At 65.7% G+C, this 26,163-nt stretch carries 25 protein-coding genes; 6 read left to right on the forward strand and 19 right to left on the reverse strand.

The window, feature by feature from the left end:
* Nucleotides 1–115 precede the first annotated feature (115 nt).
* Nucleotides 116–835: a GntR family transcriptional regulator gene (locus AC1DIN_RS04425; RefSeq protein ID WP_476808834.1), complete on the reverse strand. Its 720-nt coding sequence runs from the start codon at nucleotides 833–835 to the stop codon at nucleotides 116–118.
* A gap of 116 nt (nucleotides 836–951) precedes the next feature.
* On the opposite strand from AC1DIN_RS04425, the gene AC1DIN_RS04430 reads away from it, so the two are divergent.
* The 5 genes from AC1DIN_RS04430 (at nucleotide 952) to AC1DIN_RS04450 (ending at nucleotide 7,340) form a co-directional block, all read left to right on the forward strand.
* The gene (locus tag AC1DIN_RS04430; RefSeq protein WP_476809368.1) at nucleotides 952–2,625 is read left to right on the forward strand and encodes an IlvD/Edd family dehydratase; all 1,674 of its coding nucleotides are present in this window, start codon (nucleotides 952–954) and stop codon (nucleotides 2,623–2,625) included.
* A gap of 77 nt (nucleotides 2,626–2,702) precedes the next feature.
* On the forward strand, nucleotides 2,703–3,677 hold the full coding sequence (locus AC1DIN_RS04435; RefSeq protein ID WP_476808835.1) for a Bug family tripartite tricarboxylate transporter substrate binding protein: 975 nt from the start codon (nucleotides 2,703–2,705) through the stop codon (nucleotides 3,675–3,677).
* A 19-nt stretch (nucleotides 3,678–3,696) separates the two neighbouring features.
* Nucleotides 3,697–4,614, forward strand: coding sequence for a 3-hydroxyacyl-CoA dehydrogenase NAD-binding domain-containing protein (locus tag AC1DIN_RS04440; RefSeq protein WP_476808836.1), 918 nt, complete (start codon nucleotides 3,697–3,699; stop codon nucleotides 4,612–4,614).
* Nucleotides 4,615–4,625: 11 nt separating this feature from the next.
* Nucleotides 4,626–4,952, forward strand: coding sequence for a hypothetical protein (locus AC1DIN_RS04445; RefSeq protein ID WP_476808837.1), 327 nt, complete (start codon nucleotides 4,626–4,628; stop codon nucleotides 4,950–4,952).
* Between the two features lie 309 nt (nucleotides 4,953–5,261).
* Nucleotides 5,262–7,340, forward strand: coding sequence for a transglycosylase domain-containing protein (locus tag AC1DIN_RS04450; RefSeq protein WP_476808838.1), 2,079 nt, complete (start codon nucleotides 5,262–5,264; stop codon nucleotides 7,338–7,340).
* A gap of 11 nt (nucleotides 7,341–7,351) precedes the next feature.
* Here AC1DIN_RS04450 and AC1DIN_RS04455 read toward each other — a convergent pair whose 3' ends face one another.
* From AC1DIN_RS04455 to AC1DIN_RS04480, 6 genes are all read right to left on the reverse strand, one after another.
* A complete protein-coding gene (locus AC1DIN_RS04455) occupies nucleotides 7,352–7,993 on the reverse strand; it encodes a hypothetical protein (RefSeq protein WP_476808839.1) in 642 nt (213 codons plus the stop codon).
* A 25-nt stretch (nucleotides 7,994–8,018) separates the two neighbouring features.
* Nucleotides 8,019–8,276, reverse strand: a complete 258-nt coding sequence (locus AC1DIN_RS04460; protein ID WP_441468460.1) for a hypothetical protein — start codon at nucleotides 8,274–8,276, stop codon at nucleotides 8,019–8,021.
* Complete coding sequence (locus tag AC1DIN_RS04465; protein ID WP_476808840.1) at nucleotides 8,273–8,725, reverse strand: hypothetical protein; 453 nt, start codon at nucleotides 8,723–8,725, stop codon at nucleotides 8,273–8,275. The genes AC1DIN_RS04460 and AC1DIN_RS04465 overlap by 4 nt, the downstream gene beginning before the upstream one ends.
* Nucleotides 8,726–8,760: 35 nt before the next feature.
* The gene (locus AC1DIN_RS04470) at nucleotides 8,761–9,057 is read right to left on the reverse strand and encodes a TetR/AcrR family transcriptional regulator (protein ID WP_476808841.1); all 297 of its coding nucleotides are present in this window, start codon (nucleotides 9,055–9,057) and stop codon (nucleotides 8,761–8,763) included.
* A 157-nt stretch (nucleotides 9,058–9,214) separates the two neighbouring features.
* On the reverse strand, nucleotides 9,215–9,760 hold the full coding sequence (locus AC1DIN_RS04475) for an N-acetyltransferase family protein (RefSeq protein WP_476808842.1): 546 nt from the start codon (nucleotides 9,758–9,760) through the stop codon (nucleotides 9,215–9,217).
* A gap of 15 nt (nucleotides 9,761–9,775) precedes the next feature.
* Entirely contained in the window at nucleotides 9,776–12,145 is a 2,370-nt protein-coding gene (locus tag AC1DIN_RS04480) for an Orn/Lys/Arg family decarboxylase (RefSeq protein WP_476808843.1), read from the reverse strand.
* 322 nt (nucleotides 12,146–12,467) lie between these two features.
* Between AC1DIN_RS04480 and AC1DIN_RS04485 the strand changes: the two genes are divergently transcribed.
* The gene (locus AC1DIN_RS04485) at nucleotides 12,468–12,716 is read left to right on the forward strand and encodes a hypothetical protein (RefSeq protein ID WP_476808844.1); all 249 of its coding nucleotides are present in this window, start codon (nucleotides 12,468–12,470) and stop codon (nucleotides 12,714–12,716) included.
* Between the two features lie 139 nt (nucleotides 12,717–12,855).
* Here the strand turns inward: AC1DIN_RS04485 and AC1DIN_RS04490 are convergent, their stop codons facing one another.
* The 12 genes from AC1DIN_RS04490 to AC1DIN_RS04545 all read right to left on the reverse strand — a co-directional run bounded on the left by AC1DIN_RS04490 (nucleotide 12,856) and on the right by AC1DIN_RS04545 (nucleotide 26,121).
* Nucleotides 12,856–13,569, reverse strand: a complete 714-nt coding sequence (locus tag AC1DIN_RS04490; protein WP_476808845.1) for a cytochrome c3 family protein — start codon at nucleotides 13,567–13,569, stop codon at nucleotides 12,856–12,858.
* Between the two features lie 12 nt (nucleotides 13,570–13,581).
* A complete protein-coding gene (locus AC1DIN_RS04495) occupies nucleotides 13,582–14,085 on the reverse strand; it encodes a nitrate reductase cytochrome c-type subunit (protein WP_441468466.1) in 504 nt (167 codons plus the stop codon).
* On the reverse strand, nucleotides 14,052–16,553 hold the full coding sequence (gene napA, locus AC1DIN_RS04500; RefSeq protein ID WP_476808846.1) for a periplasmic nitrate reductase subunit alpha: 2,502 nt from the start codon (nucleotides 16,551–16,553) through the stop codon (nucleotides 14,052–14,054). The genes AC1DIN_RS04495 and napA overlap by 34 nt, the downstream gene beginning before the upstream one ends.
* Entirely contained in the window at nucleotides 16,550–16,837 is a 288-nt protein-coding gene (locus AC1DIN_RS04505; protein ID WP_441468468.1) for a chaperone NapD, read from the reverse strand. The genes napA and AC1DIN_RS04505 overlap by 4 nt, the downstream gene beginning before the upstream one ends.
* Nucleotides 16,830–17,339, reverse strand: a complete 510-nt coding sequence (gene napF / locus AC1DIN_RS04510; RefSeq protein WP_441468469.1) for a ferredoxin-type protein NapF — start codon at nucleotides 17,337–17,339, stop codon at nucleotides 16,830–16,832. The genes AC1DIN_RS04505 and napF overlap by 8 nt, the downstream gene beginning before the upstream one ends.
* 9 nt (nucleotides 17,340–17,348) lie before the next feature.
* On the reverse strand, nucleotides 17,349–17,543 hold the full coding sequence (napE, locus tag AC1DIN_RS04515; RefSeq protein WP_476808847.1) for a periplasmic nitrate reductase, NapE protein: 195 nt from the start codon (nucleotides 17,541–17,543) through the stop codon (nucleotides 17,349–17,351).
* A gap of 350 nt (nucleotides 17,544–17,893) precedes the next feature.
* A complete protein-coding gene (adhP, locus tag AC1DIN_RS04520) occupies nucleotides 17,894–18,925 on the reverse strand; it encodes an alcohol dehydrogenase AdhP (RefSeq protein ID WP_476808848.1) in 1,032 nt (343 codons plus the stop codon).
* Nucleotides 18,926–19,347: 422 nt separating this feature from the next.
* Nucleotides 19,348–21,645 carry a glycoside hydrolase family 31 protein gene (locus AC1DIN_RS04525; protein WP_476808849.1) on the reverse strand — a complete coding sequence of 766 codons (2,298 nt, stop codon included), beginning with the start codon at nucleotides 21,643–21,645 and terminating at the stop codon, nucleotides 19,348–19,350.
* Nucleotides 21,646–21,664: 19 nt separating this feature from the next.
* Nucleotides 21,665–22,732 (reverse strand): ABC transporter ATP-binding protein, encoded by a 1,068-nt coding sequence (locus tag AC1DIN_RS04530; protein WP_476808850.1) that lies wholly within the window; start codon nucleotides 22,730–22,732, stop codon nucleotides 21,665–21,667.
* A gap of 16 nt (nucleotides 22,733–22,748) precedes the next feature.
* Nucleotides 22,749–23,819: a carbohydrate ABC transporter permease gene (locus AC1DIN_RS04535; RefSeq protein WP_476808851.1), complete on the reverse strand. Its 1,071-nt coding sequence runs from the start codon at nucleotides 23,817–23,819 to the stop codon at nucleotides 22,749–22,751.
* Entirely contained in the window at nucleotides 23,816–24,838 is a 1,023-nt protein-coding gene (locus AC1DIN_RS04540; protein WP_441468475.1) for a carbohydrate ABC transporter permease, read from the reverse strand. The genes AC1DIN_RS04535 and AC1DIN_RS04540 overlap by 4 nt, the downstream gene beginning before the upstream one ends.
* Nucleotides 24,839–24,843: 5 nt before the next feature.
* The gene (locus tag AC1DIN_RS04545) at nucleotides 24,844–26,121 is read right to left on the reverse strand and encodes an ABC transporter substrate-binding protein (RefSeq protein ID WP_476808852.1); all 1,278 of its coding nucleotides are present in this window, start codon (nucleotides 26,119–26,121) and stop codon (nucleotides 24,844–24,846) included.
* Between the last annotated feature and the right edge of the window lie 42 nt (nucleotides 26,122–26,163).

The raw sequence follows: 26,163 nt of genomic DNA on the forward strand, positions 1-26,163 counted from the left end.
CGCGCGCCAGTTGCCAGTCTGCACACCGGCTCGAACAATGCCGGCCCTGACAGAGCCATTGATCTTGGGCAGTCGAAGCGTCGTGCTACAACCGGTTTCCGGCGGCAGATCCTGACTATTTCCTGGTGGCAGTTAAGGGGCAGTCCTCTTTGAACGCGTTTGAGCGCGCGAAACGCGGCTCAACTGCTGCGATATAGGCATCTCGCGACGGTCCGAGGTGCTTGCGGCAAAGCGCGACCAAACCAGCCCGATCTCCAGCCTTGATAGCTTCGATCATTCCGAGATGCTCATCGCGAGCGAGCGCCAGATACTCCGCGCTCGCAGCGGTGATCGAACGCGCGCCATGGACCTTCTGAGCCATGGCCTGGATCAGTTCAACGAGATGGGGATTGCCGCAAGCGGCGAAGAGGGCTTCGTGGAAGATCATGTTGGCGCGGAAAGCAGCGCGAGCGTCGCCGGAGGAGACGGCTGCACTGTGAGCATCCTGAATTTGCTGCAGCTGTGTCAGTAGCCGGTCGGGTGCAGGCAAGGGAATCTGTTCGGCAGCGAGCGTCTCCAGCGCCTCTCGCACCGAATAGATCTGCCGTACCTCCAGCGGCTCGAGCAGTTTCACGAAGGCGCCGCGATTCGGCACGCGCTCGACGAGTCCTACACGCTCGAGCTCGGCCAAAGCCTCGCGCACGACATGGCGCTTCACATCGAGCCGCTCTGCCAGGTCTTCCTCGACCAACCGCTCGCGGGGCATCAGCCAGCCGAGCACGATCTCCTCTTCCAGCGTCGCGGCAATGCCACGAACGCGATCGGTCGTCTGAAGCTTCAACGTGGTCGTCCGCATGCCAGATTATAACCCCTCAACACAATTGTTGACAATCATGGCAACAACCTGCTTCGCATAACGCCATGACGAAGCGCGACGACGATACTTCATCCTCATGGCCGGCTGAACGCGGCATGCGCCGCAATCTCGCGACCTATGGCGACCCCGGCTTCTCGCTGTTCCTGCGCAAGGCCTTCATCAAGGCGGCAGGATTCTCGGATGATGCGCTCGACCGGCCGATCATCGGCATCACCAACACCTTCAGCGACTTCAATCCCTGCCATGGCAACGTGCCGCGGCTGATCGAAGCGGTGAAGCGCGGCGTCATGCTGGCTGGTGGCCTGCCGATGGAGTTCCCGACGATCTCCATCCACGAATCCTTCGCGAACCCGACCTCGATGTTCCTGCGCAATCTCATGGCCATCGACACCGAGGAGATGATCCGGGCCCAGCCCTGCGATTCCGTCGTGCTGATCGGGGGCTGCGACAAGACTGTGCCGGCTCAGCTCATGGGTGCCGTCAGCGCCGATATCCCCGCGATCCAGCTCATCACGGGTCCGATGCTCGTCGGCCATCACAAGGGCGAGATCCTTGGCGCCTGCACCGATTGCCGGCGGCTCTGGGGCCAGCATCGGGCGGGGCAGATAGACGCGGCCGAGATCGAAGTGCTGAGCGGCCGTCTCGCGCCGACGCAGGGCACCTGCATGGTGATGGGTACGGCCAGCACGATGGGCTGCCTCGTCGAGGCGCTCGGCATCGCCCTGCCCGGTTCCGGCACGATCCCCGCCACCCATGCCGACCGCATCCGCGCCGCCGAGGCGAGCGGGCGCGAGGCGGTCAGGCTCGCCAAGGGCGGGCCGAAGCCGAGCGAGATCCTGACCGAAACCGCCTTCCGAAATGCATTGACAGTCCTGCAGGCCATCGGCGGTTCGACCAACGGTCTCGTGCATCTGGCTGCGATCGCGCGCCGGGCCGGTCTTTCGATCGATCTCGCGGAGTTCGATGCGATCGGCCGCAAGGTGCCGGTGCTGATCGACCTCAAGCCTTCAGGCGACCACTACATGGAGCATTTCCATTGGGCCGGCGGCGTGCCCAAGCTGATGAAGGAGCTTGGTGACCATCTCGACCGTTCGGCCCCGACCATCGACGGCCGCACCATCGGAGAGGTCGCCGACGCAGCCGAGGACGTGCCCAACCAAAGCATAATCCGCACCGCCGCGTGCCCGGTGAAGCCGACCGGGGGCATGGCGGTGTTGCGCGGCAACCTCGCGCCCGGCGGAGCCGTGATCAAGCAATCGGCCGCCTCGCCTGCTCTGCTCAAGCATACCGGTCGCGCGGTCGTCTTCGCCTCGGTCGAGGATATGGTCCGGCGCATGGACGATCCGGACCTCGATGTGAAGGCGGACGACGTCCTCGTGCTGACCAATGCCGGTCCAAAGGGCGCACCCGGCATGCCGGAGGCAGGCTATATCCCGATCCCCAAGAAGCTGGCTCAGGCCGGCGTCAAGGACATGGTCCGCATCTCGGATGCCCGCATGAGCGGCACCGCCTTCGGCACGATCGTGCTGCACATCACGCCGGAATCGGCCGTCGGTGGCCCGCTCGGGCTTGTCCGCGACGGCGATATGATCCGGCTCGATGTCGAGGCCCGCGAGATCGCGCTGCTCGTTGACGATGCCGAGCGGGAACGCCGAAAGAGCGAATGGCGGCCGCCGGCACATCTGGCGGAGGAATCCCGCGGCTACCGCCACCTCTATCTCACGACGGTGCTGCAGGCCGACGAAGGCTGCGACTTCGACTTCTGCTGATCGGTCACACCACGCCCAACACGTCCCGCCGAGGCTGGAACCAACCAGTCCGCATGCCCATTCCAGGAGGAAATCCCATGTTCGACCGTCGCCACCTGATCGGCGCGCTCGCCAGCTTTTCGCTGGCCTTCCCCGCCGCGACTTTCGCCCAGAGCTATCCGCAGAAGCCGATCATGCTAGTCGTCCCCTATGCGCCCGGCGGCGCGACGGACATCATCGGACGCGTCGTCGCAGAGGAAATGTCGAACACCCTCGGCCAGCGCCTCGTCGTGGAGAACCGCGCAGGTGCCGGCGGCAGCGTCGGCGCGGCCGCGGTCGCGCGCGCCCAGCCGGATGGCTACACCCTGCTGCTGGGCGCCCTCACCAGCCACTCGATCAATATGAGCCTGCAGGCGAAGCCCGGCTTCGACCTCAGGAAGGACCTCGTGCCGGTCGGCCTGGCCGGCAATGTCGGGCTGGCGCTCGTCGTCCATCCGTCGGTTCCCGCCAAGACGGTCCCGGAGCTGATCGCGCTGATCAAGGCCAGTCCGGACGGCTATTCCTACGCCTCCTCGGGACAGGGTTCGCCGCAGCATCTCTCGGGCGAGCTGTTCAACCTCAAGGCCGGCACGAAGATGCCAGTGGTGCCATATCGCGGCTCCGGGCCGGCCATGACCGACATGGTCGCGGGGCAGGTCAAGATCATGTTCGACACGATTCCCGCGGTGCTGCAGCATGTGAATGCCGGTTCGCTGAAGGCGATCGCGACCACAGGCCACGAGAACTCGCCTTTCATGCCGAATGTGCCGACCGCGATCTCACAGGGGCTCGAAGGCTTCGAGGTCTCATCCTGGTTCGGCTTGCTCGCGCCGACCGGCACGCCGCAGCCGATCCTGGACAAGCTCAACACTGAGCTCAACAAGGCGCTCAAGAGCCAGAAGCTGAAGGAGGCGCTGGCGCTGCAGGGCGTCGATCCGAAGCCCAGCACGCCTGCGGAGGCCTCCAGGTTGATCGACAGCGAGATCGCGAAATGGGACGATCTGATCAAGACGAGCGGCATCAAGGCCGAATGACAGTCCGGAACCAAAGCTCATGAGCGACACCGTCCAGCACTTCGCCATCGTCGGCGCCGGCATGATCGGCGCCAGTTGGGCGGCGCTCGCCAGCGCCTATGGCGTGACGATCTCGGCCTATGACCCCAATCCCGAGGCCGAGGCACGCTTCCTGTCCTATATCAAGCGGGCGCGGGCGCAGCTGACCGAGTTGGGATTGACTGGAAGCGGCTCCGTCAGCTTCTCCACCGACCTTGCGATGGCGCTGAAGGGCGCCAGCTTTGTCCAGGAGAACGGGCCGGAGAACGAGGCAGTAAAGCGCAAGCTCCTCGCCGAGATCGACGCCTTGCTTCCGCCCGGAGCGATCATTGCCAGTTCAACCTCGGCATTGGTCCGCAGCGCCATCGTCGCCGATTGCGCCCGGCCGGAGCGGATCGTCGTGGCGCACCCGTTCAACCCGCCGCATCTCGTGCCGCTGGTCGAGATCGTCGGGGCCGATCCCGAGGTGGTCGCCGGCGCGACGAACTTCTATCGCGCGCTCGGCCGACGCCCTGTCGTGCTCAACCGGGAAATGCCGGGCCATATCGCCAACCGGCTGGCCTCGGCGCTCTATCGCGAGGCCGTGCATCTGGTCGAGCAGGGCGTCGCCAGCGTCGCCGACATCGATGCGGCGCTCTGCAATGGGCCCGGTTTGCGCTGGGCCCTGATGGGGCCGCATATGACCTATCACCTCGGCGGCGGCGAAGGCGGCATCGCCGGCTACCTCGCCCATCTCGGGCCGAGCCAGGTCCGGCGCTGGCAATCGCTCGGGAATCCGTCGCTCGACGCGGATGTTCAGGCGAAGATCGTCGCCGGCGTCGCGGAAGAGGCAGGCGATCGCACCATCGCCGAATTGGAGCTGCGCCGCGACGAAGGATTGCTCGCCCTCCTGAAGGCGCGCACGCCGGTCAGCGACTGACAGGATCTGCCATGGTCGAAACGATCGAAGCCGCCCCGCGCATCGCGCTCCTGCATGCGCTCGAGGAATCCGTGCTGCCGGCGCGGGCCGCCTTCGCTGCGCACTGGCCAAAAGCGAAAATCTTCGACCTGCTCGATACCTCGCTCGCGACCGATCTCGCAGCCCGCGGCAGTCTAGACGAGGCGATGACCGAGCGCTTCCTGACGCTCGGACGCTATGCCGCTGCGACCGAGGGCACGGCCGGGCCGGCCAAGGCGATACTGTTCACCTGCTCGGCTTTCGGCCCGGCAATCGATGCGGTCGAGCGCGCTGCCGATTCCCGCGTTGCGGCTCAATGAATCCGCCTTCACGGAGGCGTTGGCAGCAGGCGACCGCATCGGCCTGGTCGTGACTTTCGCTCCGTCGCTGGCGTCACTGACCGGCGAGCTCGAGGAGATGGCCGGCAGGAGCGATCCGTGCTGTGGAACATGCGCTGAGTTTCGCTCCGGGGCGCGGATGAGCCGGCGGCCCCCTTTCGAGGATGGAGCGCCGTCGCCCTCCCGATCTCCAGCCTGACATGCATGTCCGCCCCTGGTCTTAGTTGTGCCAAGAGCCGATGCCAGAAGCACCCGATTGCACCGGCTGCACGGAATGGGGGCTGACCACAGGTGGCGAACGAAGGTGACCGGCGCGAGCCCGCTGTCGACGCGCTGGCGACGGCAGCTCAGGAGCTCGTTTCTCGCCCCGCCTCCGAGGATCGCGAGGGTGGGGCCGCGGCTCACGGGCCGGCCTCTGAAACCAGCGATGACGCGTCTCGCCAACCCGGAGCGGCCCGGCCTGCGGGGGCCGGCTCGCTCCTGAGAAGGCTGGCATATGCCGGGCTCGCGCTCTGTCTGGCTGGCCTGATCGGCCTTTGCGGCGTCGTCGCCTACTACGCCTTGCAGCTCCCTCCGCTCAGTCAGCTCACGGTGCCGAAAAGGCCCCCGAACATCGCCATCCTGGCGCATGACGGCTCGTTTCTGGCCAATCGCGGCGAGACGGGCGGCCGCGAGGTCTCCCTCGGGGAGCTGCCGCCCTCCCTGCCCCAGGCTTTCGTCGCCATCGAGGACCGGCGCTTCTACGACCATTGGGGCATCGACCTGATGGGCCTCGTCCGTGCGGCCCACCGCAACCTGACCCATGACGGCGGCCTCCAGGGCGGCTCGACGCTTACCCAGCAGCTCGCGAAGAACCTGTTCCTGACCCAGGAGCGCACGGTCTCGCGCAAGATCCAGGAAGCGATCCTGTCGCTCTGGCTGGAGCGTAGCTACAGCAAGGACCAGATTCTGGAACTCTATCTCAACCGGGTCTATTTCGGCGCCGGTGCCTACGGTGTCGAGGCCGCGGCCCAGCGCTATTACGGCAAGTCGGCCCGCAACGTCTCGCTGCCGGAAGCCGCCATGCTCGCCGGCCTCGTCCAGTCGCCGTCGCGCCTGGCCCCGAGCCGCAACCGCGAGGCCGCGCGGGCCCGCGCCGAACGCGTGATCGCGGCGATGAAGGAGCTCGGCTTCATCACGCCCGACATGGCCCGGACGGCTCTCGATGCACCGGCCGAGCTCATGCCTCCAAAAGGAGCCGGCTCGGCCAATTATGCCGCTGACTACGTGATGGACGTGCTCGACGCCGTCGTCGGCACCATCGACTCCGACGTCGTGGTCTCGACCACCCTCGAGCCATCCCTGCAGGCGGCGGCCGAGCGGGTGCTGGTGGACGAGCTCAACGCGAAGGGCCCGAAGTTCAATGTGAGCCAGGGCGCCTTCGTGGCGATGCGGCCGGACGGGGCCGTGACAGCGCTCGTGGGTGGCCGCGACTACGAGGCGAGCCAGTTCAACAGGGCGACCTCCGCCCGCCGCCAGCCGGGCTCGTCCTTCAAGCCCTTTGTCTATCTGACGGCCCTTGAACGGGGGCTTCGCCCCGACACCGTGCGCACGGATTCACCGGTCAACATCAACGGCTGGAAGCCGGAAAATTATGACCGGGGCTATCGTGGGCCGATCACCCTGCGCAGGGCTCTCGCGCTCTCCCTCAACACAGTGGCGGTGAAGCTCAATATGGAGGTCGGTCCCAACGCGGTCGTGCAAACGGCGCAGCGCCTCGGCATCACCTCGCCGCTCCAGGCCGCCCCCTCGATCGCGCTCGGCACCTCCGAGGTCACGCCGCTCGAGCTCGTCGGCGCCTATGCCACCTTCGCCAACGGGGGCCTCGCGGCCGTGCCCTACGTGATCACCGAGGTGAAGACCGCGGATGGCAAGCTCGTCTTCAGCCGCCCGGCTTCGGGCGATCTGGAGCAAGTCATCGATCCAAGCACCGATGCCATGATGAACGAGATGATGCACAACATCTTCGTCATCGGCACGGCCCAAAGGGCGCGGATGCCCGGCTGGCCGATGGCTGGCAAGACCGGCACCACCAACGACTACAAGGACGCCTGGTTCGTGGGTTACACCGGCAATCTGGTTGCCGGCGTATGGCTGGGCAACGATGACAGCACGCCCACCAATGGCGTGTCCGGCGGCAACCTGCCGACCGACATCTGGCACAATTTCATGAAAATCGCCCTCAAGGACCAGAAGCCGGTCGCCCTGGCGGGCGTGGCCGGCGCCGGACGGGATCCGCGCTACGCCAATGCAGGCGAAAACGGCAGCGGCCAACCGCGGCAGCGCGCCAAGCGCCAGAAGAACTTCTTCGAGAGGCTGTTCGGGCTCTGAGGCTCAATCATTCAGCCCGGAGCCAAACTCATTGTTTCCACGAGCCGCGTCCAGGCTGCGCCAGGAGCGGACTCTTGTGCCTCGCTCAGAAGCGGACATTCGCACCAGGGGGTGTCGGCGGTCCGACAGGCGGCATGTTCACAATCGGCAGCGACGGACCGAGCGGCACGGCTGATCGGCCATAGCGTGGCAACGGCGAAGATCGCCAGTCTAAGCCGACAGAATGGCAGCGCGTCGAGACGAGCGGCAATCGTGGTCTCCGAAGGCCTCCCCGGAGAAGGGGCAGCCTCTTCCAATTTCTTCAGCATGCCGGTTCGCTCCAGTGGCCGCGAACCATATCCGGCACCATCATAGTGGCCGGCGGCGTGATTGGGATCAGGCACTCCCTCGACTGCGTCGAATGCCGCGCCGATGATCGCGAGCTTCGCAGCCTGAACCTGCGCGTACTGCGCGCGAAAGCTCCTTGAAAGCCAGATCGGGGAGCGCCCGCGCGCGCCGCTCCAGCCCAATCCGCCGAGCGCAGCGGCCGCCGCCAGCGTCCTTCCCGTATGGGTCCGCGACAGATTGAGCGGCCGGGCCAGCGTGGAGACCGAGGTCACGTTCGTCATCGCCCGCTCCTCGGTGGATGAGGCATCGACGCTCAGCCCGACCATGAGTCGATCCATCACGCTGCCGCCGTCATCCACCGAAGCGAATACAGATTGGTGCTGGGACGCGGATCAGTTCGCAGGCTAGCAGGCCATCGGCGACCAGCGGCTCCATCTCCGCGAGCCGCATCAGGTCGGTCCGTCGCAGGCGCTCGACACGGCCGCAGCCGTCGAGCGCATCGAGCGCCGCAAGGTGCAAGGCGTACCACTCGGTCAGCGCCCACAGCGTCGAGGGGCCAGGCTCTACCAGTTCCGAGTTGCCGCCGGCAGCTCCGGTCGGCTGGATCACGCCGTATTGCAGCGCCTCCGCAAAAAGGCCGTCGCCGTGTTGCGGCTGGCCAGTCGATGGGCCAGCGATGCCTCGACAAACTCATGCCGGGATAGGCCCCGGTAACGCAAATGCAGTTGGTCCGGAGCGATCGGCGCCAGGCTTTGATTGGTGCCACGCGCGCCGTCGGCCAGCCGTTGTGCGAGGTCTTCGGGACTCACGCCGCTCCTGACGCGAAGAATGCCTTGCTGCTCGAGCTCCACGATTAACGCAGCCAACTTGGCCTGAAAGGCAACGGCGGAACCGACCATGATGTCTCGGCAGCGTCTAAATGCCTGATCATTGATCTCGATCGCATGGGGCGATCTAGCCAGCCGGCGACGGGTGTTGCCGTCGCGAACGTCGAGAAGGGATGCGAGAATCTCGACTGCCCCCTGCCCTTCCGCGAGTGCAGCGCGCCCTGCCGCCATGCCGGCCGCGACGGCATTCGCATTGGCATGCTCGATCAGAAATCGAAACGCTTCTTCCTGCTGCTGAAATAATTATAGAGCGTGCGCCGCGTGACATCGAAGGTGTCCGCGATGGTGATCATCGTCAGATGCGCGTAGCCATGGTCCAGGAACGCCTGTTCCAGCCGTGATACGAGCTCTGCGCGTGTGACCATCCAGATTGCCCGGTTGTCCGCCAGATCCTCAAAGTTCGCGATCGCGGCGATCTGACGATTCAGCGTATCGTCTTCTTGCCCCGATTTTCCCGGGAACCGCAATCCGCGTCCAGGATGCTCGCTGCTGCGGCGAGCCACATGTGACCTATCGCATAAGAACGCACTGGAGCCACGCAGCACGCGGCTCGGCAGCGCCGCGCCAAGGCGGACGTTCCGGGCTGGCCTGCCAAATGTCGGTGATCGCGTTCGTTGCTTCCGGCGGCGTAGGCGATAATGCCAGTACCGGGCGCCAGGCTCAGCCCGACAGGACAGGCTGCGTGGCGCCCGCACCGAGCGACCTTTGAACCAGGACACTGTCGGACCACCGACCATAGCGGTAAGCGACCCCCGGCAGCAGGCCCACTCGCGCGAAGTCGAAGCGCTCGTGCAACGCCAACGACGCAACGTTTTCCGCGTCGATGTAGCCGATCATCTGGCGAAAGCCCGCCGCCGCACAGGCATCGATCAAGACCTGGATCAGCAGCCGGCCAATGCCGCTACCGAGATGTTCGTGGTGGACGTAGATCGAATGCTTGACGGTGAAGCGATAAGCCGGCCGCTTGCGGAACTGGACGACATAGGCATAGCCCACCACCTCCCCGGCGCGTGTCGCGACCAGATGCGGCAGCCGCCGATTGCGGAGGTTCTTGCGCCGGTCGCGCAGATCATCCGGCTGCGGCGTGCCGGCGTCCTCGACACCGGCCTCGATGCCGCGGCGGATATGCCGGCGGTAGATCGCCAGCATGGGCTCGACATCGTCGTCGCGAGAAGGGCGGATGACAATCGACGGTTCGCTCGCCATGAGTCGTCGATGCCTTCAGCCCTGCGCCTGCTCGCTGACGACATAGGTGTAGAGCCGCACCCGCCCGGCCGAGTCGATCTCGCGATAGACGCCCTGGATTTCGACCTCGAAGCCGGGGAAGGCGTTGAAGCAGGCCTCGAACATCTTGAGATAGTCTACCATCGGCTTGGCTCGCCCGGTCAGCCGCTCGCCCGGCACGATGGCGGCAATCCCGGGTGGGTAGACGACGAATGGCGTCACCGCGATGCGCCCATCGATGGCATCGATCGGCAGATAGTCGACTTCGTTGCGCACGAGGCAGCGTGCCGCGTCATGCGGCGACAGCGCCATCTCAGGCAGGTGTTCGGGGGAGAACTGCCGGTTCTGCAGCCCGCTGACGTCATGATCCCGGAAGAAGCGGTGCATCTCGCCGCACAGGTCGCGCAGCCGCACGCCGCCATAGCGGCCCGGGCGACGCCGATAGAATTCGGGGATCGCGTCTTCCAGCAGGGCATTGTCGTCATGCAGCTTCTTGAAGGCGACGAGACCGCTGATCAGCGTGCCGGCCTTGCTGGCTTCGACGCCGGGCGTCAGCAGGAAGAGCAACGAATTGAGGTCGTTCTTCTCGGCGACGATCCGGTTCTCGCGCAGGAACTGGGCGACGACCGGTGCGGGAATGCCGTGCTCGGCATAGGCCCCGGTCTCGCGGTCGAAGCCGGGCGTCAACAAGGTCAGCTTGTTGGGGTCGGTCATCGCGAAGCCCGGCTCCATCTGCGTGAAGCCGTGCCAGCTCGCATCCGGCGCGAGCTCCCAATAGGCCGGATTGCTCGCGAGCTGATCGGTCGCGACCATTTCCCAGGCGACGTCATGCACGGCGCCCTCGCGCGAGGCGTCGGCGATGCGGACCCGGTCCGGCACGAAGGGCTCGAAGAACCAGCGCCGCTCTGGCCGGATTTCCTTCTCCTCGAATTCGCGCCGCACGGCTCGGATCTTCTTGCGGAGCTCGATGCCGAGCCGGATCGTATCGTCCCAGAGCACCTCGCCGGAACGGCCCTTCATCATCTGCGCGCCGACGTCGAGCGAGGCGAAGAGCGGGTAGAAGGGTGACGTCGAGGCATATTGCATGAAGCTCTCGTTGAAGCGGCGGTGCTCGACGCGCCGCTTCTGGCCCCTGATGTGCCGATCCTTCATGTGGATCTGGGAAGCCTGGCTGAAACTCGCGAGCTGCTTGTGCGTCGACTGGGTCGCGATGATGCCGGGCGAGTCCTGGCCAAGGCCGGACAGGCCCATGGCGAAGCGCCCGGCATAGAGCGGATGGAATTTCATGAAGCCGGCCCAGGCTTCGTCGAAGAGGATGTAATCGCAGAGATGGCCGATCCGATCGAGGATCATCTGCGCGCTGTGGATCGTGCCGTCATAGGTGCACTGCTCGACCACGGCGACGCGGAAAGGGCGCGGTCTCTTCCAGGCGTCGGGGTCCTTGACCAGCGGATTGGTGCGGATGCGCTCGCGCAGCGCGTTCTCGTCGAAGCTCTCCCAGAGCATCGGGCCGATCAGCCCCCAGGCATTGCGCGCGGTCGGGATGTAGACCGGGATGCCGCCGGCGATCAGCAGCGCGCCATGATGGGCCGCCTTGTGGTTGTTGCGGTCGAACAGCACGAGGTCGCCGTCCGAGACCAGCGCGGCGAGCGCAACCTTGTTGGAGGTCGAGGTGCCGTTCAGGACGAAATAGGTCTTCTCCGCCCCGAAAATCTGCGCCGCTTCCTTCTGCGCCTTCAGGGCCGGGCCCTCATGGGTCAGGAGGTCGCCGAGATCGAGCACCGAATTGTCGAGGTCGTCGCGGAACACAGCTTCGCCGAGATGCTCCATGAAGACGCGACCGATCGGGCTGCGGCTGTAGAAGACGCCGCCATTATGCCCGGGGCAGGTCCAGAGATGGTTGCCTTCCTCGGCATAATCGACGAGCGCGCCGAAGAACGGCGTCTTCAGCGTCTCGGCATATTGCTTCAGGCGGCTGATCAGGCTCTTGGCGATGAAGGGCGGGGTCTCCTCCGAGAGGAAGATGTAGCCGTCGATGAAATCGAGCACCTCGACCGGCACGTCCTCAAAGCGCTTGCGGCGGATGAGCAGGATGATCGGGAAGTCGAGGCCGCGACGGCGCATCAGATTGATCAGCGCCGCGGTCTTGCCCTCAAGGCCCTTCTTGCCCCAATCGACCACCATGCAGCCGATGGCGGCATCGGTCTGGACCGCGATCTCGGCATCTTCGAGCTTGCGCGCCTTGACGACCTCGAAGCCCGATCGCTCGATCTCCTCGATGATCTGGTTGAAGCGGATCCCTTCGAGATCCTCGGCATCGAAGTTCGGCGTCGCGAACAGAAAGGTGAAGCGCCTGAAATAATCCATGCCGTCTCCGCTGGCGTGAACTTACGACACTGAGCGAGTCTTGCGACAATCCGGCGACCAACGATGCGGCTGCATCCGTGAGACCCCGGTGCCCCCGCCCCTCCCCGGGAAGGCAAGCCAATGATGCGCACCGTTGGCCAGAACGTCGGCTGGCGCCCATCCCGCCTCGCCGGCGACTGTAGCAGATGATGGCCTGCTGTCGCCGCAGCGTGCCAACCCGGTTTGACCGCGCCAGTTTTCCGCCCTGATCCTCGCTGCGACGGTTCCCTCACGGGATCAAAAGGGAGCGCGGTGCGGGCGGAGTTTTGCCCCCGCGCCGGAGGTGTCGCCGCAGTTCCGCATCTGGGCCGACTACACCTTCACCCTCGCCAAGGACGAGATCGCGCGGCAGGAACTGCTGCGCCGGCCGCGCCACAAGGCGAGCGCGACCACGACATGGACGCCGACCGACAAGGTTGCCGTGTTCGGGCGGATCGACGACCTCTTCGACAAGCGCTGGGAGAACCCGGTCGGCTTCCTGGTTCCCGGCTTCGGCGCCTTCGGCGGGATCAAGGTTGCCATCGGCGGATGAGACCGTGCCGCGCCCGGCGCGGTTTTCGCGTCCTTGCCATGGCGGCCTTCGCCGCCATGGTGATCTGCACTGCGTGGGACGAACACATGCCCGACCGCCGCCACGACCGCTGCGGGCAGCCGCGAAGGCGCCGCTCGGCTCAGTGCTTCTCGATCTCCGCCAGATAGGTCCGCACGGCCCGTTCAGGCCCGTGCCAGGAGGCGCTGCCCTTGCCCTGCAGCTCCGGCGCGTCCTTCCAGCCCGGCTCGATGCCGGTCATATCCGGCAGCAGATGGGCGATGCCCTTGTGGCAGTCGATGCAGGTCTTCTCGCCGGTGATCAGGAAGCGGCTGTGGATCTCGGCCGCCCGGCGCGTCTGCTTGGTGAAGTCCATCGCGACCGAGGAATGGCAGTTGCGGCATTCGAGCGAGTCGTTCGCCTTGAGCCGCGCCCATTCGTGCTTGGCGAGCTCGAGCCGGTGATTGAGGAACTTCTCGCGCGTCGAGATCGTGCCGAAGATCTTGCCCCAGACCTCCTTGGAGGCCTGCATCTTGCGAGCGATCTTGTCCGTCCAGTTATGCGGCACATGGCAGTCCGGGCAGGTCGCGCGCACGCCCGAGCGGTTCGAGAAATGCACCGTCGACTGCAGCTCCTGATAGACGTTGTCGCGCATCTCGTGACAGGAGGTGCAGAACTTCTCGGTGTTGGTGATCTCCAGCGCGGTGTTGAAGCCGCCCCAGAACAGCACGCCGCCGACAAAGCCGCCGAGGGTCAGGAAGCCGAGCGGCAGATAGGCGCTCGGCCGGCTGACGATGTGCCAGAACCAGACGACCCAGCCCCACAGGCGAAGGAACAGCGTCTTGAGCTTTCCCATGTCGGCGCCTCGTTACCGCTTGCCGCCAATGGCGTTCGCGTCCTGGAACAGGTTTGGCACCAGCGGGCGGGCATCGGTCTGCTGGACATGGCAGGCGGTGCAGAAATAGCGCCGCGGCGTCACGTCCGAGAGCACCTGGCCGTCGCGATCCTGGAAATGGGTGACGCTGATCATCGGCGCGCCCGACCCCTCGGTGAACTCGCGCTTGTGACACTCCATGCAGCGGTTCGTGTGGAGGGTGAGCTGGTAGCCGTCGATGGCATGCGGGATCACCGGCGGCTGCTCCGGCCAGTTCCGCATGCGCCGGATATCGTCGACGATCGGCCGGTCGAGCGGCGGAATCGGCTGCAGCGAGAGCTGCGGGACGACGCCGGTGAGGCGCGGGATGATCTTGATCGGACCGCCCTCCTGCGAGGAGGCGGCGCCGAAGGCGAGGACGAGGCACGCCGCCATGGCGGCCCCGAGAAGTGTCCGCGAGCGCATCAGCCCGAGACCGGAACGATCTTGACCGCGCATTTCTTGAAATCCGTCTGCTTGGAGATGGGATCGGTGGCGTCGAGCGTCGTCTTGTTGATGAGCTGGCTGGCGTCGAACCAGGGCACGAAGACCACGCCTGGCGGCATGCGGTTGCGCCCGCGTGTCTCGACGCGGGTGCGCATCTCGCCCCGGCGCGAGATCACCGTGATCTCGGCGCCCTGGTTGAGCCCGCGCTTGCGGGCGTCTTCGGGGTGCATGAAGCAGCGCGCGCCCGGGAAGGCCTTGAAGAGCTCCGGCACGCGCATGGTCATCGAGCCGGAGTGCCAGTGCTCCAGCACGCGGCCGGTGACCAGCCAGAGATCGTACTCGCCATCAGGCGATTCCGCCGGCGGCTCGTAGGGCGCCGCGATGATGCGGGCCTTCCCGTCCTTGTTGCCGTAGAACTCGACGCCCTTGCCGGGTGTCACGTAGGGATCGCTCCCCTCGCGGTAGCGCCAGAGCGTTTCCTTGCCGTCGACGACCGGCCAGCGCAGCCCGCGTACCTGATGATAGGTATCGAAGGGTGCGAGGTCGTGGCCATGGCCGCGGCCGAAGGTGGCGTATTCCTCGAACAGGCCCTTCTGGACGTAGAAGCCGAAATGCCTGGCCTCGACGTTGTCATAGGCCGGATCGATCTCTTCCGCTGCGTAGCGGTCCACATTTCCATTGCGGTAGAGCACGTCGAACAGCGTCTTGCCGTGGAAGTTGGGGTTGGCGTCGAGCAGTTCCGCCGGCCAGACCTCGTCCGTGGTGAAGCGCTTCGAGAACTCCATCAATTGCCAGAGATCGGAGCGGGCGTCGCCGGGCGCCTTGACGAGCTGATGCCAGAAATGCGTCCGCCGTTCAGCGTTGCCGTAAGCCCCCTCCTTCTCGACCCACATCGCGGTCGGCAGGATCAGGTCGGCGGCCATGCCGGTTACAGTCGGATAGGCGTCTGACACCACGATGAAATTTTCGGGGTTGCGGTAGCCGACGAAGGTTTCGTTGCTGCTGTTCGGCGCCGCCTGCAGGTTGTTGTTGACCTGAATCCAATAGAAATTGAGCTTGCCGTCCTTGAGCATGCGGTCCTGCTCGACCGCGTGGTAGCCGGGCTTTTCCGGAATGGTTCCGGCCGGCACCCGCCAGATTTCCTCGGCATGCTTGCGATGCTCGGGATTGACCACCGTCATGTCCGCCGGCAGGCGATGGGCGAAGGTGCCGACCTCGCGCGCCGTGCCGCAGGCCGAGGGCTGGCCGGTGAGCGAGAACGGGCTGTTGCCGGGCTCGGAGATCTTCCCGGTCAGCAGATGCAGGTTGTAGACGAGCTGGTTCGCCCAGACGCCGCGCACATGCTGGTTGAAGCCCATGGTCCAGAACGAGACGACCTTACGCTTGGGATCGGCATAGAGCTCGGCCAGTTGCTGCAGAAAGCCGGGCTCGACGCCGGTCAGGGCCGAGACCTTCTCCAGCGTGTAGTCCTTCACGAAGGCGGCATAGGCCTCGAAGTCGATCGGCGACGTCGCGGCCACGTCTGCCGCCTTCCTCGCCTTGACCTCACGCGGGTCGTCGGGGCGCAAGCCATAACCGATCTCGGTCGCAGCCTTCACGAAGGTGGTGTGCTTACCGACGAAGTCCTTGTTCACCCGCCCGGTCGAGATGATGTGGTTGGCGATGTAGTTCAGGATCGCCAGATCCGTGCCCGGCTTGAAGACGATCGGAATGTCGGCGAGGTCCGAGCTGCGGTGGGTATAGGTCGAGAGCACCGCGACCTTGACATGCGGCTGGCCGAGGCGGCGATCGGTCACCCGCGTCCACAGGATCGGGTGCATCTCCGCCATGTTCGAGCCCCAGAGCACGAAGGCGTCGGTCGCCTCGATGTCGTCATAGACCCCCATCGGCTCGTCCATGCCGAAGGTGCGCATGAACGCGTAGGCGGCAGATGCCATGCAGTGGCGGGCGTTGGGATCGAGGTTGTTGGAGCGGAAGCCGGCCCGCATCAGCTTGGTCGCGGCATAACCCTCCCAGATCGTCCACTGGCCGGAACCGAACATGCCGAGCGCGGTCGGCCCCTTGGCCTTGAGCGTCTCCTTGGCCTTGGTGGCCATGGTGTCGAAGGCCTCCTCCCAGGAAACCGGCGTGAACTCGCCGTCCTTGGCATAGACGCCGTTCTTCTTGCGCAGCAGCGGCTGGGTCAGCCGGTCGCCGCCATACATGATCTTGGAGAGGAAATAGCCCTTGACGCAGTTGAGGCCGCGATTGACCTCGGCCTTCATGTCGCCATGGGTGGCGATGACGCGCCCTTCCTTGACACCGACCATGACGCCGCAGCCGGTGCCGCAGAAGCGGCACGGCGCCTTCGACCATTGGATCTGCAGGGTATCGACGCCGCCCGTGACCGGTTGGGCCTGCGCCGGAACGCTCATATTGGCGGCGAGCACGGCGACGCCGGCCGCCTGCGCCTTCAGCATCTCGCGACGGGACAGGGTCATGGGTCTACTCCAGGGTCGTCGAGGGTCTCGAGGTCTTCGATCTGCTCGAACACCATGTTGGCCGAAAGCACGCCGTCCAGCAGGCTGATGGTGGCCAGCCGGTCGCCGATCACGCCGGTGCTCGCGCCTTCCAGGACGATCACGATCTTGCCGTTCTCGACGCGGTGCACCTCGGTCTCCGGCATCTCGCCGATACGGGCGAGCACCTCATCGACTCGCGCCGGCAAGGCCGAGACGACGGCGCTCGAAATGTGATGGAAGCGGGGGCGGGAGGGTTCAGCCATGGGCAGTCTCCGGCGGGCGCGCATTCACGCCGATGGCCGAGGCGGGACAGGCCGCGACGCAGGAGCCGCAGCCGCTGCAGCGATCGGCAGCCAGTTCCGGCAAGGCCGGCCCGCCCAGGCGCGGCCGGAAACGGATCGCGGCCTCAGGGCAGGCATCCCCGCAGCTCTGGCAGACGATGCCACGGCCGGCGAAGCATTCCGGCCCGATCACGGCCACATGCTCAAAGGCGGAAATGGCGCGGTCGAAGACCGGTTCGGGGCAGGCCTCAGCACAGGCACCGCAGAAGCTGCACTCGCCTCCCCTGAAATCGAGGGCGGCCCGGCCGGATTCGTCGAGCGCGATGATGTGCTGCGGGCAGGCAGGCACGCAGGCGCCGCAGCCGGTACAGGCCGCAGCGATCGACGCGGCGCGGGACCACGGTGGGCGAACTCTGTCGGGCAATGAGAGGCGCCGGCCGGTCAGGAAGTTGCGGCGCCCGCGATCAATGGCGGTGCGTTCCATGGCCTGGCCTCAATGCGGAGGTCCGGGCGGACCGACAAGGAGCTGAAACATCCAGACGAGGAAGCCGTAGCCGCCGACGACGCCGACCGCGACGATCGGCCAGATAAAGACAGCCAGCGTCAGGAAAGCCAACAACTCGGCTCGTCTCGTCGGCACTTCCGGAGCGGTCTTCCGGTCGCTCGCCCCTGCGGTCTCAGTCGTCATCTCTCCTCCCTTCGCGTGCGGGCGTTCACAAATCGCACCGCCACCAGATTTGAGATCGACAATAGAGAAACTGAAATGATCGTGCTTGTCTACTGTCTTCGTTGACGAAGAACGCACCCGCCTCAGGGCCTTGATCTAGCGCAAAGACGTCTTCGCGACGGAGATGACGCGGATTGCTTGGCGCTTTTCTTGCTTGCACGAAATATATCTCATTCCACCGACAAGACACCTCGTCTTGTCGGCGGTCAGATCGGGCTCAAACGGCGCCTGCATGGACGGGTTGCGCCGTTCTATCGATTGCATCAGGCCAAGCGTGGACCGCTCGGCCTGGGACCGGGCCGTCCCCGCGATCAGCTCGTCATGTCGAGCACGATGCGCCCTTCGATCTGGCCCTTGTGCATCCGGTCGAAGATATCGTTGATCTCCTCGAGCCTTGCCGTGGCGATCGTGGCCTTCACCTTGCCCGCGGCGGCGAAATCAAGCGATTCCTGCAGGTCTAGCCGCGTGCCGACGATCGACCCGCGCACGGTGATGCCGTTGAGCACCATGCCGAAGATGTCGAGCGGGAAGCCGCCGGGCGGCAAGCCGTTCAGCGAGACGGTGCCGCCGCGCGCCACCGCGCCGATCGCCTGCTCGAAGGCCTTGGGGCTCACCGCAGTCACCAACACTCCCTGCGCGCCGCCGCCGGTCTCGCGACGGATCACGGTGCCGGGGTCCTCGTTGCGCGCATTGACGGTGACGGTGGCGCCGAGGCGCCGCGCGAGGGCGAGCTTGGCGTCGTCGACGTCGATCGCGGCGACGTTGAGTCCCATCGCCCTGGCGTATTGCACCGCCATATGGCCGAGGCCGCCGATGCCGGAGATCGCGACCCAGTCGCCGGGCTTGGTATCGGTGACCTTGAGCCCCTTGTAGACCGTGACGCCCGCGCAGAGCACCGGCGCGATCTCGGTGAAGGAGATATTGTCCGGCAGATGGCCGACATAGTTGGGATCGGCGATGACGTATTCGGCGAACCCACCATTGACCGAGTAGCCTGTGTTCTGCTGGCTCTCGCAGAGTGTCTCCCAGCCGCCGAGGCAGTGCCGGCAATGGCCGCAGGCGGTGTAGAGCCAGGGCACGCCGACACGATCCCCCTCCTTCACATGCTTTACGCCTGCGCCAACGGCCGAGACGTAGCCGACGCCCTCATGTCCCGGAATGAAAGGCGGGTTCGGCTTGACCGGCCAGTCGCCTTCGGCCGCATGGAGATCGGTATGACAGACGCCCGATGCCTGGATCGCGACCTGAATGGCGCCGGGGCCGGGCTCGGGCACCGGCACTTCCTCGATCGTCAGCGGTTTGCCGAACATCCGCACAACGGCGGCCTTCATCGTCTTCGCCATGATCCGTCATCTCCTTCGATGCGACTCCGCTGATGCAGGCATGCCCGCCTGCGATCAAACGGCCCGGTTAGCCGCGGGAACTCGGTGCGAATGTGGAGTCTTCAGCGCGGCTGCGGCCCGATCGAGAAATCCTCAAATGCTATTCAGAAATGAATGCGGACAATCGGGTTGCCCTGATGGATATCAGCACGCGGCCGGGCCGCCATTGACCGACATCAAACGGACCAGACCTCGGCCGTGCGTCGTCAAGCATGAATTCACGTCTGCGGCATGACGCGCGCAAGCCATTTCGGCAACAGGCTAGCCGAAACCGGGAAGGCGTCAAATTCCGCTCCACCGGCGGGCCTGTTGCGGGCAGGCCAAAAAACAAGCCCTCCCGCCTGACGAAGGTCAGGCGGGAGGGCTTGGCATTTCCCAAGGCTTCAGGCGCCGGAACCGGTGCCGTCGGTACCGATGTGCCGGATCGCGATACGATCGAACTGAGGCTCCGTCTGGCCTTCCTGATGGATCTCGATCTCGCCGCCGCGCACGTTGAAGCGCATGATTGTCGCGCCGGCGCCGCGCCAGTCGCTGGTCTCGCCATCATCCTCGTAAAGCTCGCCGGAGGCGCCCTCGACCACGCCGCAGACGAGGAGTTCGCGCTGGCCGTCGATGCCTTCGGGGTTGCCGAGCGGGATCAGCGCGCCGGCCCGGACGAAGACCGGCAGGCGCCCGAGCGGCGCCGCGACCGTGACGAAGGCGCCGCCGGCGAAATGCTTGCCCTCGTGCCAGTCGTACCAACCACCCGGATGCGCGGGCAGGTAAACGCTGCGCTCGCGAGCGCCCTCCGCCAGCACCGGCGCGACCAGCACGTCCGGCCCCAGCATGAAGGCGTCGTCGGTCTTGACCGCCTGCGCGTCCTGCGGGAAATCCCAGAGCAGCGGGCGGATGGCCGGAGTGCCGTCGCGGCTGGCGCGCCACATCAGCGTGTAGAGATAGGGCATCAGTCGATAGCGCAGCGAAATCGCCTCGCGCACCTGCGGCACCATCTCCGGGTACATCCACGGCAGGTTGACGACGCCGTCATCGTTCCAGGAGTTCATGACCATGCGCGGCCACAGGCTGCAGAACTCGTTAAACCGCACAAAGAGCTCAGGGCCGGGCGTCGGGCCATGGAAGCCGCCGACATCGTGGCCGATGCTGAACATGCCCGACAGGCTCATGTTGAGCCCCTGCGTCAGGTTGTAGCGCAGCGTCTTCCAGGCGGTCTCGTTGTCGCCCGACCAGGTCTGGGCGTAGCGCGAGATGCCGGCGCAGCCCCCGCGCGTGATCGCATATTGCCGCTTGCCGGGCTGACGATCGGCCTGCGCCTCATAGGAGAGCTTGGTCATCAGCAGCGGTTGCGCCGGGCGCGCCAAAGCCTGCCGGAATGGGGTCCCGTCGCCGTCACAGACGGCATCCTCGTCCCAGATCTCGTATTCGTTGTTGTCGTTCCAGACGGTGGTGAAGCCGTAGTCGAGCAGCGCAGTCTCGATGCCGTTGCGCCACCAGGCGCGGCCCTTCGGATTGGTATAGTCGAGGTGGAAGCCGAGCCCGTCCCAGAACTGGGCGACGGCGGGCTCGCCGGTCTTGCCGTCCTTGACCAGAAAGCCGTCGTCGAGCGCCTCCTGCAGGCGCGGATGGTCGTCGAGCAGGCAGGGCTTAAGGTTCGCGACCGTGAAGATGCCGGCATCGTTCAGCCGCTGCATCGTCGCCTTCGGATCCGGGAACTTGTCGCGGTTCCAGTTGAAGGCGTAGCGGCGATGGCCGATCTGGGTGTAGCCCGAGCCGAAATGGAAGCTGTCGCAGGGGATGCGATGCGTCTCCAGTTTGCCGATGAAATCGCTGATGCGGGCATCGGCGTCCGGGGCATCGGCAATCGCCATCGAGGTCACGCCGAAGCCGAAGGACCAGAGCGGCGCGAAGGCCTGCCCGCCGGTCAGCCAGGAGAAGCGCCTGACCACGTCCGGCACGGTCGGGCCCGCCATGACGTAATAGTCGAGGTCGCCGTCGTCGCCTTTCCAGGAGCGGAACAGGCCGTGGTAGTTGTCGAGTGTGCAGCCGAGATCGACGCTGCCGGTCGAGAGATTGTCGTAGAAGATGCCGTGCGCGCCAGCCGGCCCGTCGACGATGAAGAACGGCAGCATCTTGTAGAGCGGGTCGGACAATTCCGCGTCGAAGCCGCAGGGGTCGACCGCGTCGATGGCAAAGCGCCGGCCGGTGCGGTCGAGCGGGCCGGCCTTGTCGCCGAGGCCGTAATGACGCTCCGCGTAATCGCGCGCCATGAAATGCGCGACCGCGCCGGTGCGCGGCGAGACCAGATAGGCCTGCGTCGTGCGGTCCTGCAGGAAGGGCTTGTCCTCGCCGTCGCGGCGCCAGGCGATGCCGAAGGGGGAGAGCGTGACCTCGGCCGTCAGACCGCCGGCGGACAACGTGACCGCGCCGCCGCTCTCGCTGACACTCGCCTTCGGGCATGCGAAGCCGGCAAGGCTGTCGCGCGGACGGCCCTCATAGGCCGGCTCCAACCCGCCGGGCGCGATCGACCAGCCGCGGTCGAGCCGGTAGCCGTCCTGCGGCTTCAGCGTCACGCGGCCGATATCGCCTTCGAGGATACGCACGGCGAGCGTATGGCCGAGCCCGACATCGAACAGGGCGGCTTCGCCATCGCGGCCGAGATAGCGGCCTTGCGTGAGGGCTTTCATAGGGATCTCTCTCGGAGTCTTAGGGTCGGATCGCCCGGCCGGCTTCGTCGAACAGGTGCAGGCTCTGCTGCGGGAAGGCGAGCGGGACCGTATGGCCGCGCTGATGCTCGCTCTGGCCGTCCAGCCGGAGCGTGATCTGGGGCAGGCCTGCACTCGCGCCGTAGAGGTAGCTCTCGCCGCCGAGCCGCTCGACCAGATCGACGGCCAGCGGCAGCCCCTGCCCTTCCGGCGCCAGCGCCAGATGCTCCGGCCGGATKCCCAGCGTGATCTTCGATCCGGCCGCGAGATCGCCTGTGGCGCAGGCGACTTCATGACCACCTTCGCCCAACGCGACCTTGCCGGCAGCGGTGACGCGCCCGGGCAGGAGGTTCATGCGCGGCGAGCCGATGAAGCCGGCGACGAAGAGATTGTCCGGGCGGTTGTAGAGTTCGAGCGGCGTGCCGACCTGCTCGATCCTGCCGCCGTGAAGCACGACGATACGGTCGGCCAGCGTCATCGCCTCGACCTGGTCGTGGGTGACATAGATCATGGTGCCGCCAAGCTCGGCATGGAGCCCGGCGAGCTCCTTGCGGGTGGCGACGCGCAATTCGGCGTCGAGGTTCGAGAGCGGCTCGTCGAAGAGGAAGATCTTCGGGTCGCGCACGATGGCCCGGCCGATGGCGACGCGCTGGCGCTGGCCGCCGGAGAGTGCCTTGGGCTTGCGCTCGAGATAGTCGGTGAGGCGCAGCATCTCGGCCGCGCGCCTGACGCGCTTGTCGATCTCGTCGCGCTTGAAGCCCATATTCTCCAGCGCGAAGGCCATGTTCGCGTAGACGGTCATATGCGGATAGAGCGCATAGGACTGGAAAACCATCGCAAGCCCGCGCTCCGAGGCGGGCAAGCCGGTGACGTTAGCGCCGTCGATGGCGATCGTGCCGCCGGTGATCTCTTCCAGCCCGGCGATCGAACGCAGCAAGGTAGATTTCCCGCAGCCGGAAGGGCCGACGAAGACGACGAACTCGCCGTCGGCGACATGCAGGTCGATGCCATGGAGCACCGTCGTCGCGCCATAGGCCTTGCGAACGGCGGCGAGCTTCAGTTCGGCCATGCGGAACTCACTTCCCTCATTTCATGCCCGTATTGGCGATGCCGGTGGTGATGAAGCGCTGCAGGAAGACGAAGACGAGCGCGACCGGCAGCAGCGTCACCACGGTCATCGCCAGCAGGTAGTGCCACTGCGTCTGCAACTCGCCCTGGAAGGCGTTGAGGCCGATCTGCAGCGTGTAGGATTCGGTCTTGGTCAGCACGGCGAGCGGCCAGAGGAACTCGTTCCAGCGCCACATGATCGAGAAGATCGCGAGCACGGCCAGCGCCGGCATGGCGAGCGGCATGACGATGCGCCAGTAGATCTGCCACTCCGAGGCCTTGTCCATGCGCGCAGCCTCGATCAGGTCGCGCGGCAGGGTGAGCATGTACTGGCGCAGCAGAAAGACGCCGGTGGGCGTCGCCGCGCCGGGCAGGATCACCGCCCAGAGCGAGTTGACGAGGCCGAGCTTGGTGATGACCAGATAGACCGGCACGAGGATGATCGTGATCGGGATCATCAGCGTGCCGATCACCATCAGCATCACCGCCGTCTTGCCGCGAAACTCATAGATCGACAGCGCATAGGCCGCCATCGAGTTGATGATCAGCGTGATGATCGTCGCGACCAGCGTGACGAAGACCGAATTCCAGAGAAAGCGCGTGAAGGCAAAGCGCTCCAGCGGCTCGGTATAGTTCTCGGTGGCGAGCTTGAACTCCCGCACCGGCGTGCGCTTGTCGATCGGCACGCGGATGGTCTCGCCCGGATTGGCCGGGTCGACCATCTGCGCCTGGATGCCGATGCGGCGCACCTGCGCCAACACGCGCTTGCTGCCATCGGGCATCTCGACCTCGAAGAGCGGCAGCTTCTGGGACTGGCCCGGCACCACTACTTCCTTCTGCGACATCGGCAGCAGCGAGGGCGGGAATTCGAGCAGGCCGGCCTGCGTCTTGAAGGAAGACATGCCGAGCCAGAGCACCGGCCCGAACATCAACACGACGCCAAGCGCGAGATAGGCGTATGCCGCGATATCGGTCCAATGCCAGCGGCCGGGCTTGCGGCGGGCGGTCATCATGGCGACGGCCCTGTTGGTGTGAACAGCCTGGCTCATGCGGCCCCCTTGCGGCGGCTCGCCGCGAGCTGGGCCAGCGTCAGCGCGAAGAGAACGACGCCGAGCACCACGGAGGCTGCTGCCGCCAGGCCGAAATTCTGGACCTGATTGGCGAAGGCCGTCTCGTAGATGTAGTGCACGATCATCAGCGTCGCCGTGCCCGGCCCGCCGCCGGTGAGCACGAAGACCTCGTCGAAGGTCTGTACGCCCTTGATCAGCGCCAGCACGATCACGACGATCATGTTGGGCCAGAGCAGCGGCAAGGTGATGCGCCAGAACATGCGCCAGCGCGGCGTGGCGTCCATCTCGGCCGCCTCGTAGAGATCGGCGGGGATGGCTTGCAGACCGGCGAGCAGGATCAGCGTGTAGAAGCCCATATGGGCCCAGACCGAGACGAAGACGATCCAGAACATCGCCCAGCTCGGATCGACCAGGAAGAGGATGCGCTCGCCCCCGAGCGAGGTGATGCCGGCATTGAGCAGGCCGTCGCGCTGGAGGATCCATTTCCAGGTCAGCGCCACCACCACAGGCGAGAGCAGCACCGGAAAGAAGTAGACGGCCCGGAAGAAGCCGCGCGCCCTGATCTTCATGTTCAGGACGACGGCCGTCAGCAGCGAGAACAGCACCATCGCCGTGACCTGGAAGGCGGTGAAGCGGGCGGTGTTGTAGACGCCGCGCCAGAAATGATCCTCGCGGCAGGACGACGGGTCGACGAAGGAGCCGCAGTCGAAGAGATAGGCGTATTGCTGCGCCCCGACGAAAGGCCGCTCGGTCGGGAAGAGGCCTGCCCCGCCCGTCACCGAGAAGATGAAGTTGATGACGAGCGGCAGGAAGACGAAGAGCGAGAAGAAGACGAGATTGGGCAGGATGAAGACATAGGCCATCCGCCGCTCGCCGATCAGGCGCTGGAGCGCCCGCATCGGCCAGTCGACGAAACGCATGAGCAACGCGAGCGGCGCGGCGAGAGCGCCGGCGGCGCCCGCGCCCTCGCGGCGCGGGTTGGTATCGGCGGAGGCCATCCGTCTTACTTCTTGCGCTCGGCGATCTGCTGGGCGATGTCGGATTCGATCCGCTTGAAGGCCTCGTCGAGCGTGCCCTCACCCGAGATCGCCTGGCCGAGGCGGCTGATCGTCGCGTTGAAGATCACGCGGTTGTTGACGTAGCCCTGCAGCTTGTAGGCGACCGGCGAGAGCTGCGCGACCTGATCCGAGAAGACCTTGAGCGCGGCCTTCGCCTGCGGCTTGGCATCTTTGTAGTCGAGCCCCTTGGCGGCAATGCCGAGATGGCCGGGAACGAAGAGCGAGCGGGCATAGAATTCGCTCAGCACCGGCTCGCTCGCGAGATAATCCATCACCTTGGCGACGGCTTCCGGGCTCTTGGTCGTCTTGATCGCGACGAGGCCGGCACCGCCGGGCATGCCCGAGCAGTTGCCCGCGCCGCAGGGCGAGGGAACCGCGACCCAGTCGAAGGCATCGCCGACCGTCTTCTCGAATTGGGCGATCTGCCAGGAACCGGAGTGGTACATCACCACCTGGGCGTTCTTGAACTCGTCATTAGCGCCGCGATAGGCGGTGCCGGAGACCGAGCCCCAGAGCTCCTTCTTCATCACGCCGTTGTTGTGCCAGTCATAGACCAGCTTGGCGGCGCGCTTGAAACCTTCGTCGACCACGGCGGGCTCGCCCTTGTCGTCGAAGACCTTGGCGCCTTCCGAGACGGCAACCGAGAAGAAGCGATGGCCCGAGCGGTCCATGGCGAGCGGGAACGGCGCCTGCACCTTGTCGGCCACGGCCTTCGCCGCCTTGCCCCACTCCTCCCAGGTCGCCTTGGCGCCGGGCATGGCGATGCCGGCCTGCTCGAATAGGGTCTTGTTGACGAAGGGACCGGTGACGGTGAGCTGCGTCATGAAGCCGGTGATCGCGCTGGAATCGCCCTCAGGGCGCATCCAGGGCAGGAACGGCCCGAAATTCTTCTCCCAATAGGAGGCGTCCTTGAGATAGGGACGCATATCCAGCGCATAGCGGGCGATGCCGCCGAGATCGACGACGCGGGCAATGTCCGGGCCCTGCCCCGAGGCGAGCTGGACCGGCAGGTTCTCGGTGATCGCCTTGTAGGGCACCTGATCGAGGACGACCTTGATGTCCTTGTTCTCAGCCTCGAAGCGCTTCAGCAGATCGGAAACGACCTCGCCCTCATTGCCGTCGGAGTACCAGGCAATGCGCACCGTGGTCTGGGCGAAGGCCCCGCTCCCGGCGACGAGGCCAACCGTCAGCGCGAGCGCGGAAATCCAGTGCTTCCTCTGCATCTGCGTTCCATCCCTGAATGACGACGCCTCAATGAGCGTCTT

This window comes from Allobosea sp. 05T438 (genome assembly GCF_056396025.1).